At 51.2% G+C, this 16,704-nt stretch carries 14 protein-coding genes; all 14 read right to left on the bottom strand.

The features are described from left to right. The coding region (locus tag L691_RS29220; protein ID WP_036737283.1) for a Mur ligase domain-containing protein at positions 1-433 on the bottom strand (433 nt) is incomplete at its 3' end. A 44-nt stretch (positions 434-477) separates the two neighbouring features. Further along, entirely contained in the window at positions 478-2,403 is a 1,926-nt protein-coding gene (locus L691_RS0117050; RefSeq protein WP_025691639.1) for a stage V sporulation protein D, read from the bottom strand. An 80-nt stretch (positions 2,404-2,483) separates the two neighbouring features. After that, positions 2,484-4,745, bottom strand: a complete 2,262-nt coding sequence (locus L691_RS0117045) for a penicillin-binding transpeptidase domain-containing protein (protein ID WP_025691638.1) — start codon at positions 4,743-4,745, stop codon at positions 2,484-2,486. A 46-nt stretch (positions 4,746-4,791) separates the two neighbouring features. After that, positions 4,792-5,181, bottom strand: a complete 390-nt coding sequence (locus L691_RS0117040; RefSeq protein ID WP_025691637.1) for a hypothetical protein — start codon at positions 5,179-5,181, stop codon at positions 4,792-4,794. Positions 5,182-5,207: 26 nt separating this feature from the next. After that, positions 5,208-6,161: a 16S rRNA (cytosine(1402)-N(4))-methyltransferase RsmH gene (rsmH, locus tag L691_RS0117035; RefSeq protein WP_025691636.1), complete on the bottom strand. Its 954-nt coding sequence runs from the start codon at positions 6,159-6,161 to the stop codon at positions 5,208-5,210. Positions 6,162-6,196: 35 nt separating this feature from the next. Further along, positions 6,197-6,634 carry a division/cell wall cluster transcriptional repressor MraZ gene (mraZ, locus tag L691_RS0117030; RefSeq protein ID WP_025691635.1) on the bottom strand — a complete coding sequence of 146 codons (438 nt, stop codon included), beginning with the start codon at positions 6,632-6,634 and terminating at the stop codon, positions 6,197-6,199. 552 nt (positions 6,635-7,186) lie between these two features. After that, positions 7,187-8,455 carry an adenosylhomocysteinase gene (locus tag L691_RS0117020; RefSeq protein WP_025691634.1) on the bottom strand — a complete coding sequence of 423 codons (1,269 nt, stop codon included), beginning with the start codon at positions 8,453-8,455 and terminating at the stop codon, positions 7,187-7,189. Positions 8,456-8,488: 33 nt separating this feature from the next. Beyond that, positions 8,489-10,114: a bacillithiol biosynthesis cysteine-adding enzyme BshC gene (bshC, locus tag L691_RS0117015; protein ID WP_025691633.1), complete on the bottom strand. Its 1,626-nt coding sequence runs from the start codon at positions 10,112-10,114 to the stop codon at positions 8,489-8,491. A 194-nt stretch (positions 10,115-10,308) separates the two neighbouring features. Further along, positions 10,309-11,232 carry an ABC transporter ATP-binding protein gene (locus L691_RS0117010; protein ID WP_025691632.1) on the bottom strand — a complete coding sequence of 308 codons (924 nt, stop codon included), beginning with the start codon at positions 11,230-11,232 and terminating at the stop codon, positions 10,309-10,311. After that, positions 11,226-12,221: an ABC transporter ATP-binding protein gene (locus L691_RS0117005; protein WP_025691631.1), complete on the bottom strand. Its 996-nt coding sequence runs from the start codon at positions 12,219-12,221 to the stop codon at positions 11,226-11,228. The genes L691_RS0117010 and L691_RS0117005 overlap by 7 nt, the downstream gene beginning before the upstream one ends. A gap of 13 nt (positions 12,222-12,234) precedes the next feature. After that, entirely contained in the window at positions 12,235-13,164 is a 930-nt protein-coding gene (locus L691_RS0117000) for an ABC transporter permease (RefSeq protein WP_036737285.1), read from the bottom strand. Between the two features lie 21 nt (positions 13,165-13,185). Beyond that, positions 13,186-14,118: an ABC transporter permease gene (locus L691_RS0116995; RefSeq protein WP_025691629.1), complete on the bottom strand. Its 933-nt coding sequence runs from the start codon at positions 14,116-14,118 to the stop codon at positions 13,186-13,188. Between the two features lie 338 nt (positions 14,119-14,456). Next, positions 14,457-16,166, bottom strand: coding sequence for a peptide ABC transporter substrate-binding protein (locus tag L691_RS0116990; protein WP_025691628.1), 1,710 nt, complete (start codon positions 16,164-16,166; stop codon positions 14,457-14,459). Between the two features lie 148 nt (positions 16,167-16,314). After that, positions 16,315-16,704 (bottom strand): DUF3397 domain-containing protein, encoded by a 390-nt coding sequence (locus tag L691_RS0116985; protein ID WP_025691627.1) that lies wholly within the window; start codon positions 16,702-16,704, stop codon positions 16,315-16,317.

Below are 16,704 nucleotides of genomic sequence, written 5' to 3'. Positions count from 1 at the left end.
ACCCCCCCCCGCCATAGCGCATTTGTATCGTTCCGATAAGCCCCGGCTTTACACCATGGTCCTCCATAATGCGTTCGATCAGATATGTTGTGGTCGTCTTTCCGTTCGTACCGGTAACGCCGATCATCTTCATGCGGCTGCTGGGCGACTTAAAGAATGCATTCGACAGGACGGACATCGCGAACCGGCTGTCATCGACCACAATCTGCGGCAGATCGAGTTCAAGCTTTCGTTCGACTACAAGCGCCACCGCCCCGCTTGATGCAGCTTGAGGGGCAAAATCATGTCCGTCCACGGTAAATCCGGGCAGGCAGATGAACAGATCCCCCGGCTTTACACGGCGGGAATCCGCCTGCAAATCGGTAATCTCTATCCCGCCGTTCCCATATAAACGCGCAGCCGCCAGACAAGATGATAATTCTTCAAGTTTCATTTTCAATCCCTCGCTCTATTGTATCGAATAATCTCTCTTTATCATTATGGACTGGAAGAACCCATATAAATCCGGATCGTCGATCCCCGTTCCACTCTTGTTCCCGCCTTGGGCGCCTGATTGATAACCGTATCCCCGGTGCCGGAACGGACAAGATTGAAATTCATATTCATATCCTCGTAAATGTCCTGCGCTGTAGCGCCGACCAAATCCGGCACTACATCAATGGGCGTCTCCCCGAGCTTGTAGACCTTGGCCAGCTGATCTTTACGCTGAGGCACCTTCAAATAATGCAGGGAATCCTCCAGAATATTCTGCACGATCGGCGCAGCCACAACGCCCCCGAACTGGATGCCTTGCGGATTGTCCACAGCGGTGTATACGACAATTTGCGGATCATCCGCGGGCGCGAAGCCGACAAAAGAAACGATATGCTCCGACGCGGAATAGCGTCCGTTAATGACTTTTTGCGCGGTACCCGTCTTGCCGCCGACCCGGTAGCCGTCAATAAATGCCGGCCGGCCCGTTCCTTTGGCGACGACGCTCTCCAGCGCCTCGCGCACCTTCTTCGATGTTTCCTCCGAGATGACCTGACGAACCATCTCCGGCTTCACTTCGGATACGGTCTGTCCGGTATCCGGATTGATCCACGCTTTGGCGACATGGGGCTTGTAAAGCTTCCCGCCGTTGACCGCCGCCGACACCGCCGCAATCTGCTGAATCGGCGTCACGGAAACCCCTTGCCCGAAGGCTGTAGTCGCCAGCTCCACAGGCCCTACCCGCGACGGCTTGAACAGGATGCCGTTCTCCTCGCCGTTCAGATCAATTCCCGTTTTACTGCCGAAGCCGAAGTTGCGGATATATTGGAACAGCGCGTCTTTTCCAAGCCGCTGTCCCAGTACAACGAAGCCGGGATTGCAGGAATTCTCCACCACCTGCAGGAATGTCTCGCTGCCGTGGCCGCCTTTTTTCCAGCAGCGCAGCCTGGCCCCGCCCACTTCAATATAGCCGGGATCATAAAAGTGGTCATTCTGCAAATCCACCTTGTGCTCGTTCAGCGCCGCAGCCAGCGTAATGATCTTGAATGTTGAACCGGGTTCGTATGTCATCCAAATCGGCAGATTCCGGTTATAGATCGCGGAATCATACTTTTTATACTGACCCGGCTCATAACCGGGACGGCTTGCCATCGCCAGAATCTCCCCGTTCTTCGGATTCATGGCAATCGCCCAGCTAGCGTTGGCCTGATATTTGACCATGGCCTGATCCAGCTCCCGTTCCATAATGGACTGAATCTGCTTGTCGATGGTCAGTTCCAGGTTCAGGCCATCCTGAGGCTGCGCATATCTTTCCGAAGAGCCGGGCATTAACCGCCCTCCCGCATCGGACAAATACGAAATATTCCCGCCTATGCCTTTCAGAAGCTTGTCATAGACATTTTCGATGCCCGTAATCCCCTGATTGTCTATGCCGGTGAAGCCGAGTATATGCGCCGCCAAATCTCCATACGGATAAAACCGCTTGCTGTCCTCGGCCACAACGATGCCCGGCAGCTGCAAATCACGAATGTTCCCGGCGAGTTCCATCGTAATTTTGCGTCCGCCGGGCTGCAGTCTCACCGTGGATTCACGTTTTGATAACAGGGTCATCAGCTTCTCCTGTGTCATTCCCAGAATCGGCGCCAGCTTCACCGCCGTCCCTTCTTTGTCCTTGATCTGAACCGGAATGGCATACACGGTCGGGGAACTGATGTTATAAGCCAGCGCCGTCCCTTCGCGATCCAGAATTTCGCCGCGTTTGGCTGTGAACGGAATGTTACGTCGCCATGAATCCTCCGCCTTCGCCGACAGTTCTTCTCCCTTGGACAGCTGCACATAGGCAAGACGCAGGACCAGAGCTATGAATAACACGGCAAGCCCCAGCAAAGTCCACAGCATCCGCCGCCGCGACACAACGTTGGAAACTTTCATTTCGTCATCCCCGCTTTCCAAAGCATAGACATGCGCTCTTTCTTCATGACTATTCAGGACAAACAGGGCTTAGAACAAGCCTAGTTCGAGGATGCGGTGTTCTGTTCAGAGTTACTATCCGGTTTTGATGAGGTAGCCGATTCAGCATTCGGATCGGCAGCTTCTCCCGAGGCCGCTCCGGTGTCTTGTCCGTCTTGCTTGTTAGGCTTCAGGGTTAGCGCAACTTGCGTTTTGCCGTTATTCACAGATTCCTTCTGTTCCGTAACATACCCTTCTCCGCTGACCTGGATGCCGACCTTCAGCAGGCTGAGCACCTCAAGCGCGTCGCGCAGTGATTCGCCGCGCAGATCGGGGATGGTCGGCTTATCTCCCTGCTCGCTGAGCAGGTATACCTTCTGCCCGGAAGCAAGCGCCGTACCCGCAGACGGATACTGGCTGGCTACCGAAGCGCCGTCTCCGACGGTTTCGAAATCATAGCCTTGGTTCATCAGCTGTTCTCTCGCGGACTTCATCGTTTGACCGACCATGTTCGGAGCAGTGCGCGCCGACACCGTATCATTCCCGGATTTCTTTCCCTTCTTGTCATCCTCATACACTTTGGGGACGCCCATATACTCCAAAGACTGGGAAACGATCTTCTTGAAAATCGGAGCCGCCACCGCGCCACCGCCGCCATCCGTTTTGGGTTCATCGACGATGACAATCACGGCAATCTTAGGATCGTTGACCGGAGCGTAGCCGATAAAAGAAACCACGTTCTTGGAATAGTCATACTCCCCATTGACCACCTTAACCGCCGTACCGGTCTTGCCAGCCACGCGATACCCTTCGATATAAGCATGCCGGCCGGTGCCGATCTTCTGGTCGGCGACAACCTGTTCCAGATAGATGCCGGTCTGCTTGGCGCTTTCCGCCGAGATAATCTGGCGCACAACTTCCGGTTTCGTAACGGTCGTTTTCCCGGTGTTCGGGTCTTCGATTTCCTTGACCACATAAGGCTTCATCAATTTGCCGCCGTTGGCAACCGCCGATACTGCTGCGAGTTGCTGGATCGGGGTGACCTGCACCTTCCCGTGTCCGTAAGCCAGAGTGGCAAATTCCACTTTATAGTATGGAGTGACCGACCCCTTGGCTTCGCCGGGGAGATCAATGCCCGTCTTTTGGCCGAAGCCGAAATTATCGATATACTGTTTCAGCCGGTCTTTTCCCAGCATTTCATACCCCAGCTTGACAAAGCCTACATTACTGGAATGCTTCACGCCGTCTAGATAGGTAATTCTTCCCCAACCCCCGTGCATATCACGAAGAGGCCTTCTGTAACCTTCAATTCGAATCTGTCCTGATTCAAACGTTGCGTTCGGATCGAACAGCTTCTCCTGCACCGTGCCCGCCAGTGTTACAATTTTAAACGTCGACCCCGGCTCATAAATGGACTTAATGGCGTGGTTGTAGAAATCCCCTTGATCCTGAGTCTTCCAATATTCATTGGGATTGAAGGTGGGCATATTCGCCATGCCCAGAATCTCCATCGTGTTCGGGTCAGCAGCAATGACCGTCATGCTCTTCGGCTGATATTCCGCGTAGGCCTCTTTCATTGCATCTTGAATATAGTACTGGATGGTGCTGTCAATCGTAAGCTTGAGGTTGTCGCCATTGACAGCTGGTGTGTAGCTTTCTGCGGCATCCGGAAGCTTGACGCCCTTGCCATCGCTCTGGTAATCAAGCTCTCCGTCTGCTCCCTTCAACTGCTTGTCGTAGAAATATTCCAGCCCGGCTACGGCGTTACCTTCACGGTCTGTATACCCGAGAACATGAGCAGCCAGCGAATCTTTGGGATAATAGCGTTTCTGGTCCTTGACAAAGCCGATGCCGGTTTCGCGGATATCATGCTCTTTCTCCAGTTTCTTCACAAATGCGGTAATCTTGTCGGCCACTTCCTGATCGACCTTCCAGCCTTCGTTGCGCACCTCGCGGTTCTTTAATAAATCGCCGTCCTTGTCCTTCGCATCGATCAGTTCCTCGAGTTCCGAAACCGGCTTGTTTAAAATCTCATGCAGTCCCTGAATGACTTCATCCCGGAGGCCCTGCTCATGAATAACGTTCGGCTCCACGACCACCGTAAAAGCAGGGACGTCGCTGGCAAGAACACCTCCATTACGATCTGTAATTTCTCCGCGCAGGGCTTTGATAATGGTCGTATGCGCCCAAGTCTTTGCGGCCTCTTTTTGCCAATAATCCCCTTGAAGTATCTGAATATAGAATACCCGTCCGACCAGAACAAGAAAAAAGAGGGTAATACATCCCCCTATGAACAGCATGCGAAGCTTTATTCTTTTTATCATACGCAAACCTCACAACTTTTTTTTGCGTTTTTACAGATCCCTATGACTATTTATCATTAGTATAAGCAACATTCCGAGGAACAAAAATCGTCTCTTGGTCGTCAGGAGAGGTCCAGCCCCAGGAACGAGCCTTCGCTGGAATCTGCTGCTCCAGGTCCTGCTTCTCTTTCTGATAGACGGCAATTTTTTTCTTCGCCTCTGAGATTTTCGTATCAAGGGTCTGCGCCTGCTTGTTCAAATCGTAAATGTGGGCATAGCGCCATACCAAGACGCTGGACACAAGGACGAATAAAGCCAGAGTCAGGAGATATAGAAGCTTCTCCTGCACGGGGAGCACCGTTCGCCTTGTAATAACCTTTGTCTTTTCGCGGTAGCGTGGATTAACTTTCGGTTCTCTTTGTTGCTGCACAGCCAAATTGCCGCGGGTATAGGCCATCTCTGACTCTCCTTTTATCGTCTTTTTTACAATTTCTCCGCAATGCGCAGCTTGGCCGAGCGGGCGCGAGGATTCAAGGTTAGCTCCTCTTCGCCGGGTGTAAGCGGCTTGCGATTAATCAGTCTCATCTGGCCTTCGCCTCCGCATACACATAGCGGAAAATCCGGCGGGCACGTACAGCGGCCGACATAGCTGTTCAAGATTTGCTTGCAAATCCGGTCCTCCAGGGAATGGAACGTAATCACGGAAACTCTGCCTCCGGGAGCCAAACATCGTACAGCCGCGTGAAGGGCCTCTTCAAAAGCACCCAGTTCGTCGTTCACGGCAATGCGCAGCCCCTGAAAGCTTCGTTTGGCGGGATGTCCGCCCGTCCTGCGCGTCGCGGCCGGAATTGCCTCTTTAATTATATCGGCTAGTTCCCCCGTACTATGAATAGGACGAAGTGCTCTCCGCTCCACAATTTTTCCCGCAATCCGCCTGGAGAACTTCTCCTCTCCATACTGGAACAGCACGCGGGCGATTTCCTGTTCGGGCCAAGTGTTCACGATTTCGGCAGCAGTCAATTCGGCACTCTGGTCCATCCGCATATCAAGCGGTGCGTCATGGTTATAACTGAAGCCGCGCTCTCCTTCGTCAAACTGCGGGGAGGAGACGCCCAGATCGAACAGGATGCCGTCCACCTGGGGAATGCCGTCCCTCTGCGGGACCATAGGCAGCGCTCTCAGCACTTCCTCCAAATCCCGAAAATTTGTCTTGACCAGGATAACTTTGTCTCCGAAGGATGCGAGCTTTTCCTTGGCGTTGTCCAAGGCCCAATCGTCCTGATCGAGCGCGATCAACCGGCCCTGACTGCCCAAGCGGGAAGCGATTAGGGCACTGTGCCCCGCTCCTCCGAGCGTACAATCCACATAGATGCCGTCTTCTCTGACATGTAAGCCCTCCGTCGCTTCTTCTTTCAGAACCGTGATGTGATGAAACAAGACTTATCCCTCCAAGACAGTATTCGGTAAACAAATTATAAATCAAAGTTGAAATCCACCAGCTTCTCGGCGATCTCGTTGAACGATTCCTCCGACTGCCCGAAGTACTGTTCCCAAAGCTCCTTGTTCCAGATTTCCACCCGGTTCGATACGCCCAGAATAACACAGTCCTTGTTCAGCTTTGCATACTCACGCAGATTGGCGGGAAGCGTCACCCTCCCCTGCTTGTCCCATTGGCATTCCGTCGCTCCCGAGAAAAAGAAACGGCTGAACGCGCGGGCGTCGCTCTTCATGAGCGGCAGACTTTTCAGCTTTTGTTCCATGATTGCCCATTCTTCCATGGGATAAACGAAAAGGCAGGAATCGAGTCCGCGAGTTGCCACAAAAGAGGCGCCTAGCAGCTCACGAAACTTAGCCGGAATAATAATACGGCCTTTATCGTCAATGCTATGCTGGTATTCCCCCATAAACATTGGCTGCCCACTCCTTAATCCCTCGGGTCCCCACTTTACCCCACTTTTCACCACTTAAGCATAATAGATTCGTCACTAAAAATCAAAAACCTTTTTCCGTTTAAAGGAAATTTATTCCTGCCTTTATCGTCCTTGCATCCTTAAGAAAATCGCGTGGTACTATTCGGGAGTCCGGCGCAATGCGACATAAAACAAGGCGGATCAATACGAACCGTCTGAAAGACTATTGACGAAAAAAACATACGCCAACCATGCCGGAGATAAAATCATCGGCAAATTTATCGAAGCGGATGACGGGTTCGTGCTTTGTGTCGAAGATAAAATTTCCCGCCGGCTTGAGCTAATCCGCGTTTCGACCTTGTTCATCCCTTCATTTTCGAAAAATTCCTTCTATTAAATAGACTGAAATTTCATAGTGGACTTTATGGAAGCACCGAATAAAAAAGACAGCTTGCCAATTCAATATTGGCTAAGCTGCCTGCTGCCTTTTTCAACATATCAGAATTTATAAGCTGAGCGCTTATCATTTACAAGAAACGGTACCGCGATTAATCAGTTCAGCTTCCAGCTGTCCAAATACGCAACCTGCTCAGGTGTCAGCGTGTCAATGCTGAGCCCCATGCTTTCCAGCTTGTAGCGGGCAACTTGCTCGTCCAGTTCATAAGGGACATTCTCGACCTTGACGCCGATTTTTTCATAGTTGTCATTTACGTATTTCAGCGAGAGCGCCTGCAGCGCAAACGTCATGTCCATAATCTCCGCCGGATGTCCGTCCGCCGCCCCTAAGTTGACCAGCCGTCCCTCAGCCAACAGGTACAGCTTACGGCCGTCCTTAAGCTGGTATTCCTCGATATTTTTACGGACAATACGCTGCGTCACCGCTCTCTCTGCAAGCTCCGGCTTGTTGACCTCCACATCGAAATGACCGGCGTTGCACATAATGGCCCCGTCCTTCATCATATCGTAATGCTGCCCCCGGATGACGTAACGGTTGCCGGTTACGGTAACAAAGAAATCGCCCAGTTTGGCTGCTTCCAGCATCGGCAGAACATGGAAACCGTCCATATGCGCTTCAACCGCCTTAATCGCGTCGACTTCTGTAACGATAACGTTCGCGCCAAGTCCCTTGGCCCGCATGGCGACGCCTTTGCCGCACCAGCCGTAACCGACAACCACGACTGTCTTACCCGCTACCATCAGATTAGTCGTACGGATTATGCCGTCCCAAGCGGACTGGCCGGTACCGTAACGGTTATCGAACAAATGCTTGCAGTATGCATCGTTGACAGCAACCATCGGAAATTTCAGCACACCCTGCTTCTGCAGAGCCTTCAGCCGAATAATACCGGTCGTTGTCTCCTCCGCACCGCCGCGGATGTTCACCATCAGGTCGGGCCGCTCGGAATGCAGCAGCGTTGCAAAATCGCCGCCGTCGTCGATAATGAGGTCAGGCTTGCTTTCCAGCGCCTTAATGTTGAGCGCCTTGAACTCCTCGGGTGTCGGATTGTATTTGGCAAATACGGTAATGCCGTCTTCCACCAGCGCAGCGCATACGTCGTCCTGCGTAGACAGCGGGTTCGAGCCGGTAATCGTTACCTCCGCGCCGCCGGCCTGCACGACCTTGGCCAAGTAAGCGGTTTTGGCTTCCAAATGCAGCGTTATGGATACTTTCAGCCCTTTGAACGGCTGTTCCGCTTCGAACTGCTCTCGGATACGGTTCAAAACGGGCATATGCTGGCGAACCCAGTCAATTTTGAGATGTCCCTCTGGAGCGAGTGACATATCGGCTACAATACTATTTTGCTTGGATAGGGAACTCATTAGATAACCTCCTGATCGCTATTTATAATATTATTACATATAGATAATCCGGTGCGTCCCGCTGTAATCTGTGGGGAGCTCCATCAGTCCGTCCAGCCAGGATCGGCCGTATCGGTTCAAATAATAGATGATATTGTAAACTCGTTCCTGCAGTCTGCCCAGCGGCATAAGCGAACGTTCAATCCGCTCCCACTGCCGCAGCGCGGCTTCATTCTGTTTTGCCATTGCGTCCTGCACTTTATTTTGCAAGAAGGAAATTTGATCCAGTATTTTCTCCTTGTTGCTGCCCCCCAGCTTGACAAGTCCGGCCTGGACCGAGCCGATTTGTTCGATAAGAGGGTCGTACATAGCGGCAAAAGCGGCTTTCGCCTCTTCGAACCTTCTGCCAAGCTCCAGCTCGTCCTGCGCTTCAAGCCACCGCCGCTTCTTATCCTCCAGTCCGCCTTGGACATCGGCGAAGGTCAGTCCGTATTTCTCCAAATGCTTATGCAGCGTACCTTCCACAATAGTAAAAGACATGCGGGGAATGATCAGCGGCATCCGCAGCCCCATATGCGCAAACGCCCGGCCGGTAATCCCCCAGTATGAGATTTCGCCTTGTCCAAGCACCGTTGCCAACACAGGCAGAAGATAATCCTGCATAAGCGGCCGGGTCAACACATTGTTGCTGAAGCGTTCGGGGTGCCGGTCCAGAAGCTCCAGCAGCTCCTCGCGGGAAAAAGAAACAGTGCCTTTACGGTCGGTGAATGTCCCGTCCTTCTTGATCAAAAGCAGCCGCGCTCCTTCATGAATATAAAAAAGATTCGCTCCGCCAGCCGTCACATCGGCCTGAAGGTGAAACCCTCCCTCCTTAATGTCGGCAGCCGTCTTATGGTAGGAGGCTTCAAGGGTATCATTATGCTCAATCAGCGAGCGGAAGAACGGCTGTTCCAGCCGCCGCAGCGCCGGGTCCGCCGAATCCAGCAGCACCAGGCCGTATTTGCCGAACAGCGAACCCATAATTTCCGCAAACGCGCCGCACATGCTGCCGCCATCAGCGGCGCCCCGCATTAGCTCCATCATTTCCGCCTTAAATTCACTCTCCTGAAGCAGCTCTTCCAGTTGTTCAAGCGGGCGGCGCCAATGGTCCTCTTCCAATTGAATATGACTGACCGGGAAATGCCCCGCATCCGGATGCTCGATTCTCAATTTCGTTACTTCCCCCGACCGGTTCAGCACGTATGTATGATTAACCTCATCCCAGTCGTGGTCCTCGCCAGCAATCCAGAAAAGGGGAACGACCGGCCGGTCCAGCTCCCGGCTCGCTTCTCGTGCGGCAAGAATAAGCGTGACCGCTTTATAGATAACAAGGAGCGGGCCTGTAAACAGGCCGCTTTGCTGTCCACCGGCAATAACAAGCGTCTCCGGCTGTTCCAGCAAATCGAGCGATATTCTTACCTTCTCGTGGTTATTATACCTTGAGTTATAGGCTCGCAGCACTTCCGCAAGTTGGCTGCGGTCAGCCCGGAGGCTCTCGCTTTGATCCAGCCAAACGGCGCGCTGCTTCTTGTTCTCAAGCGTAAAATTGCCGCCGTATAAATGAGCGACCATTTCATAGCTGTGCATAAACCCTCGGGCGAGCGCCGATCCGCCCGGCAGCGGCTCCGGTACAACATTCATTTAAGCTGCCCCCTGTTCTCAAACTTCTTAACTGATTGTATCCAAAGGAGAACGCCGCGTCAAAGATCATTCTCAAAATCATCATTAATTGATGAAAAAACGGGATTTCCGGCGCTCCTTCAAGAGCTGCCGGAAATCCCGGAACTTTCAAGTATTTTCCCATCGGTCAAGAGAGTTCAGGCTGTGTCCGAAACTTAGGCGTATGCCTTGGCTACCCAGTGGCCCTTCGAAACCTCAACCAGCTTCGTTTCTTCATCACTGGTCTTGGCGTCAGCCGAGTAAATCGGACTGGCCAGCTCATCATGCATATGCAGGCGTTTCTTGTTGACCTCGATTTCCGGATCGGGAATCGGAATAGCCGATAACAGCGTTTTGGTATAAGGATGAATCGGGTTGGCGTACAGTTCTTCACTCTCGGCTAGCTCGACCATCTTACCCAGGTACATGACCGCCACACGGTCGCTGATATGCTTAACCATGGACAAATCATGCGCAATGAATAGATAGGTCAGACCCAGACGGCCCTGAAGCTCTTTCAGCAGGTTGACGACCTGAGCCTGAATCGACACGTCAAGCGCTGAAATCGGTTCGTCGCAGACGATGAATTTCGGATTTACCGCAAGCGCGCGGGCAATCCCGATCCGCTGGCGTTGGCCGCCGGAGAATTCATGCGGATACCGCGTTGCATGGTCATGGTTAAGACCGACCATATCGAGCAGCTCCTCAATTCGTTTCTTCCGCTCGGCGCGGCTGCCGGCCATTTTATGAATATCCAGCGCTTCGCCGATAATGTCAGAAACCGTAAATCGCGGGTTAAGCGATGCATAAGGGTCCTGGAAGATCATCTGCATATCGCGGCGCATAGCTTTCATTTTCCCTGGAGACAATTTGTAAATGTCCGTACCGTTAAACTTAACGCTGCCGGCGGTCGGTTCGTACAGACGCAGGACCGTACGGCCCGCTGTCGTTTTGCCGCAGCCAGACTCGCCTACCATGCCAAGCGTCTCACCTTCGCGGATCGAGAAGTTGATATTATCGACCGCTCTGAGCACCTTGCCTTGACCTACGTTGAAATATTTCTTGAGGCCTTCTACCTCAATCAGTTGCTTGCTCAAGATTGTTGCACCTCCTTGGCCATCGGGTGCAGATTCCAGCAGCGCGCTGTATGCGTGTCGCTGAATTCCGTAGTGCCAGGATCGATTCTTTCGCAGATCGCCATCGCTTCACTGCAGCGAGCGGTGAATGGGCAGCCGATCGGCGGTTTGATCAGATCGGGCGGCGTGCCGACGATCGGGATCAAAGGCTCGCCTTTCTTCTGGTCCAGACGCGGCATCGAACGAAGCAGACCCTTCGTGTACGGATGCTGCGGATTTTTGAAAATTTCCCATCTCGTTCCCGTTTCCACCACTTCGCCCGCGTACATAACGATAACCCGGTCACACATGCCGGCGACAACGCCAAGGTCATGCGTAATCAGAATGATGGAGGTGCCGAGCTTTTGCTGCATATCCTTCATAACGTCCATAATCTGTGCCTGGATCGTTACGTCAAGTGCCGTTGTCGGCTCGTCCGCGATGAGCAGCGCCGGGCGGCAGGCCAGAGCAATCGCGATCATTACCCGCTGCCGCATACCGCCGGAAAATTCATGGGGATATTGATTAAAGCGGGCCTCGGCATTCTTGATGCCGACAAGCTTCAACATTTCGATACCTTGCTTGGCAGCTTCGGCCGCTGACATTTTCTGATGTTTGATCAATACTTCCGTGATTTGCTTGCCCACTTTGATCGTGGGATTAAGAGAGGTCATCGGGTCTTGAAATATCATGCCAATGTCTTTGCCGCGAATAGCTTCCATTTCTTTGATGCTTTTCTTCAGAAGATCCTGTCCCTGAAAAATGATTTCGCCCTTCTTCACTTTCGACGGCGGCGATGGGATCAGCCGCATAATCGATTGGGCGGTAACGCTCTTTCCGCTGCCGGACTCGCCGACGATCGCTACCGTCTCCCCTTTGCCGATCTCGAAGTTCATACCACGGACGGCCTGTACTTCACCGCCCTTTACAAAAAACGAAACATGTAAATCTTTTATCTGTAAAATCGGGTCCATTATCGTTCACCTCCTATTTCTTTAGTTTAGGGTCAAGCGCGTCGCGAAGGCCGTCACCAAAAATGTTAAACGCCAGCATGGTCACACTGATCAAAATTGCCGGGAACAGCATACGCCATGGGAATGCCAGCCAGCCGGTCAGCGCGTCACTGATCATGGAACCGAGCGAGGCTCTAGGTGCTTGTACGCCGAGTCCAAGGAAGCTTAGGAATGCTTCGGCGAAGATTGCATTTGGAACGGACAGCGTAACCGTTACGATAATCGGTCCAATAGCGTTCGGAAGCAGATGCTTGAACAGCAGGCGTGAGGAACCTGCACCCATTGATCGAGACGCCAGCACGTACTCGCGGTTCTTGAGCTGCATAATCTCGCCGCGTACAATCCACGACATGTTAATCCAGCCCGTAATCGTCAGCGCCAGGATGATCGTCCACAAGCTTGGCTCCAGCACGACCAGAAGTAAAATAACGACCAGAAGATATGGAATGGAGTACAAAACCTCAGAAATTTTGTTCATGATGCTGTCCGTACGTCCGCCGAAGAATCCCATGATCCCGCCGTATACAACACCGATGAGAAGGTCAATCAAAGCTGCGGCCAGACCTACGATCAGGGAAATTCGCGCACCGTGCCAGGTGCGGACGAACACGTCGCGGCCCAGGTCGTCAGTACCGAACCAATGAGCTGCAGACGGCGGCTGGTTGGTATTCAGCAAATCATTCGAATCATAAGTATAAGGCGTTAAATGCGGGCCGATAATAGCTCCCAAAACAATCAATACAAGCAGGCCCAATGATGCCATAGCCATCTTGTTCTGGCGCAGCCGCTGCCAGGCGTCCTGCCACGCCGACAGACTTTCGCGTTCAATGACTTCCGCCTGCTTCTCATCCACGCCAATCTTGCGGAAATCTTCAGGCTTCAGGTTAACGCCCTGTGGAACCATATTTTGTTCTACTGCCACTCTTTAGCCCTCCTTTCCCCCAGTCAGTTTAATGCGCGGATCTACAAAGACATAAGCGACGTCCGTAATGAAGCGAGTAACCATCAACAGAATGCCATAGAAAATCGTAATTCCCATAATAATTGGGTAGTCGCGTACACTTATCGCTTCGACGAACTGCTTGCCGATGCCGCCAATGCCGAAGATCTGTTCGATTACGACAGAGCCGGTAACAATGTTGGCCGTCATTGGTCCCAGATAAGTCACGACCGGCAATATGCCGTTGCGCAGCACATGACGGAAGAGAATAACGAACCAGCTAAGACCCTTAGCCTTCGCCGTCTTGATGTAGTCCGCGTGCAGCACCTCAAGCATGCTGGAACGGGTCAGCCTGGCGATAAAGGCAATCGGCTGCGCCGACAATGCGGCAACTGGAAGAACGTAGTCCAAAGGATCGTTAAAGCCCATAACATCAACCCAACCCAGCTTCGAAGCAAAAACATACTGCAGCACCGTGGCAAGCACAAAGCTTGGTACCGCTATCCCGAGTACCGCCAGTACCATCGCCGCGGTGTCGATAAATTTGCGGTGGTAGAGCGCCGCCAGCATCCCAAGTAATATCCCGACAATAATCGACACGATAATAGCAACAAGCCCCAGCTTCAGTGATGCGGAGAACGTCTGGCTAATAATATGCGATACGTCTTGATTCAAGCGTTTCATGGAAACCCCAAAATCACCTTGCACAATGTTACCCAAATATTTGAGATACTGCTGGGAGACGGGCTTGTCCAGACCGTACTGTTCATACAGCCGCTGGCGGATTTCGTCCGGTATTTTCTTCTCGGATGTAAACGGATCACCCGGAATAGCCTTCATCAGAAAAAACGTTGCTGAGATCAGCACAAACAGGGAAACCAGCATATAAAAAAACTTATTTGCAATATAGCGTACCATGCCCGTCAACACCTCCTTCGACATTTTTTTTACAACATAATTTGATTTTATGCAATTATTGACCAGTTGTCTATGATTCTATATTTTTAAATTTATACATAATTTTTACAAATTATAAACACATAAGAAGAAACGGCTGTAATGTCCTAATAAGGACGTCATCCGTTTCTCGTAAAAATATAAGGCAAAGGATAAGCGCGCAGTTTGTAAGTTATATTTCAAAAAAAAAGGGATATATATGGAATTCCACATATATATCCCGAAGTGCAAGATCTACTTCAGATACTTAATCATTTAATTAAATATACTTTCTGAAGCTTAAAGCAATTTCTTCAATCTTAGTGCTCAAGCAGGTAAGCGCGAGTCAGGTTAAGTGAGCCACTGAAATCAAGCGTAATGCCTTTCAGATAAGGCTTAACCAACGAGTTGTTGGTATAGTAGTAAATCGGCATCACGATCATGTCATCCTGAATGATCATCTTCTCGGCTGCCGCGAATTTCTCTTGACGAACCGCAGGATCAGCACTTGCTTTCGCTTCGGCAATCAGTTTGTCATAGGCAGGGTTAGCATAGCCGGTATCGTTGTTGCCGCCTTTCGTTACCCACATGTCAAGGAAGGTCGCCGGATCGTTATAGTCTGCTGACCAGCCTGCGCGTGCAACGTCGAAGTTCTGATGCTGACGGTTTTCGATAAATACAGCCCATTCCTGGTTTTCCAGCTTCACGTCAACGCCCAGGTTTTTCTTCCACATATCGGCAATCGCCAACGCAATTTTCTTGTGGCCTTCACTGGTGTTGTAGGACAATGTGAAAGTCGGCAGCTTGGTCAGACCTTCTTCTTTCAGACCTTGTTCAAGCAAAGTCTTGGCTTGTGCTACATCTTCAGTAAAGTAGTTCTCTTTAATAGCCGTGCGGTATTCGCCGTTAGCGCCGACAATACCCGGAGGAACGAATCCGAATGCCGGCAGTTGTCCACCCAAAGTAACCTTGTCGATCAGTGTTTGACGGTCGATCGACATCGCAAGAGCCTTACGGATATTAGCATTGTTAAAAGGCTTATCGGTTACGTTAAACTCGTAGTAATACACATTTGCAATGCCTTTTCTTTGGAACTCATCCGGATATTTTTGTTGAACAATCGGAAGCTGTTCGGTTGGAATTTCGCCGTTAGGACCGCCAGCACGATCCAATTGGCCGCTCTCGTAAGCTTGAAGCTCGGTAGCGCTGCTGTTCACGAGCGAGAAGTCGATTTTACTCAGTTTAATGGAATCTTTATCCCAGTAGTTGTCGTTCTTGGATACTTGCAGCGATTGTCCAGTTGTCCACTCGCTCAGTGTGAAAGGACCGTCAACGATCATTGTGTCTTTGTTAGTTGCCCATTTTGCATTGCCTTCAACCGATTTGTGAACCGGGTAGTAAGTATAGAAGGATAGCAGTCCCAGGAAGTAAGGAGTCGGCGCGACCAGCGTCACTTCCAGCGTCTTGTCGTCAACCGCTTTAACGCCTACTTGGTTGAAGTCGGTAACTTTCTTTTCATTGTACTCTTGAGCGTTCTTCAGGTAATACAATTGATAGGAATAAGGTGCCGGTTCCGCAGCGGCAGGGTCAAGGACCCGTTTCCAGGCGCGGACAAAATCTCCAGCTACAACAGGATCTCCATTACTCCACTTGGCGTCACGCAGGTGGAACGTATATACTAAACCGTCAGCGGATACATCCCATTTCTCGGCGATGCCCGGCTCGGCTTGTCCAGTTTCATCATTCATTCGGGTCAAACCTTCGTACATAGTCTTCAGTACCGTATTGGCTTGATTGTCGTTAGCAAGAGCCGGATCGAATGTCGGAGGCTCGGAGCTCAGGTTAATTTTAAGTGTTTGATCATCAGCAAGCTTCTCTCCCGATGCGCTTCCATCAGAAGCGGCTGGTGTGTTGCCTTCGGCATTGCCAGTGTTCGTGGCAGCATTATTGCCACCGCCGCATCCTGCAAGCACGGTTCCAATGACAAGTAAGAGTGCAAACAGGAGTAAAAGACTTTTACTCTTCTTCATCTAGCAGTTCCCCCTAAATAGAATGTGGTATATGGTTTATGATTATACAACCAGTGGTCAAAAAAATCCAGAGGAATGTACTCGTAAATAAAGTTTTTTAATTTTTTTTAAAATTATGTGACAACCTTTATTCTATTCGCGTTAGATTTCATGACATTACCTTCAAGATATACTTAATCATTCCGACAACCATGAACACCACATAGCCTGTCCCCATGAACAAAAAGCCAAGTCTCCAGACCGCCCGCAGCAATCTTTTTCCGTCTACCTTTCCCTTTAGGCGATTCTGAGCGCCGCCGATCAATCCTGCCGCAATAAGCACAAGCAGGAGAATCAGATAGAATCCGAAGCCCGAATGAAAAATGTTATTGAACAGCGCCGATACCGAGAACAGCAGAAAAACAGTCGTCACATCCATAGCCAGCTGTAGAGCCGGCTTCTTGTCCCGCCCCATAGCAACAGAGATAAAATAGACGAGCAAAAAAGGCAGTACAGGCGTTATGCTTAATACGATCAGCGAATTGCGGAGCCATTCCAA

The sequence above is a fragment of the Paenibacillus zanthoxyli JH29 genome (assembly GCF_000520715.1).
GTDB lineage: Bacteria > Bacillota > Bacilli > Paenibacillales > Paenibacillaceae > Paenibacillus_AQ > Paenibacillus_AQ zanthoxyli.
The sequence above is the reverse complement of the archived record's forward strand: the minus strand, read 5'-3'. Positions and strand labels throughout refer to the sequence as shown.

Coding starts and splice junctions, on each gene's coding strand:
- L691_RS0116995 (WP_025691629.1), bottom strand. CDS start 14,118: ATGGTACGCTATATTGCAAATAAGTTTTTTTATATGCTGGTTTCCCTG.
- L691_RS0117045 (WP_025691638.1), bottom strand. CDS start 4,745: ATGATAAAAAGAATAAAGCTTCGCATGCTGTTCATAGGGGGATGTATT.
- L691_RS0117040 (WP_025691637.1), bottom strand. CDS start 5,181: ATGGCCTATACCCGCGGCAATTTGGCTGTGCAGCAACAAAGAGAACCG.
- L691_RS0117020 (WP_025691634.1), bottom strand. CDS start 8,455: ATGAGTTCCCTATCCAAGCAAAATAGTATTGTAGCCGATATGTCACTC.
- L691_RS0117050 (WP_025691639.1), bottom strand. CDS start 2,403: ATGAAAGTTTCCAACGTTGTGTCGCGGCGGCGGATGCTGTGGACTTTG.
- L691_RS0117005 (WP_025691631.1), bottom strand. CDS start 12,221: ATGGACCCGATTTTACAGATAAAAGATTTACATGTTTCGTTTTTTGTA.
- mraZ (WP_025691635.1), bottom strand. CDS start 6,634: ATGTTTATGGGGGAATACCAGCATAGCATTGACGATAAAGGCCGTATT.
- L691_RS0117000 (WP_036737285.1), bottom strand. CDS start 13,164: ATGGTTCCACAGGGCGTTAACCTGAAGCCTGAAGATTTCCGCAAGATT.
- L691_RS0116990 (WP_025691628.1), bottom strand. CDS start 16,166: ATGAAGAAGAGTAAAAGTCTTTTACTCCTGTTTGCACTCTTACTTGTC.
- bshC (WP_025691633.1), bottom strand. CDS start 10,114: ATGAATGTTGTACCGGAGCCGCTGCCGGGCGGATCGGCGCTCGCCCGA.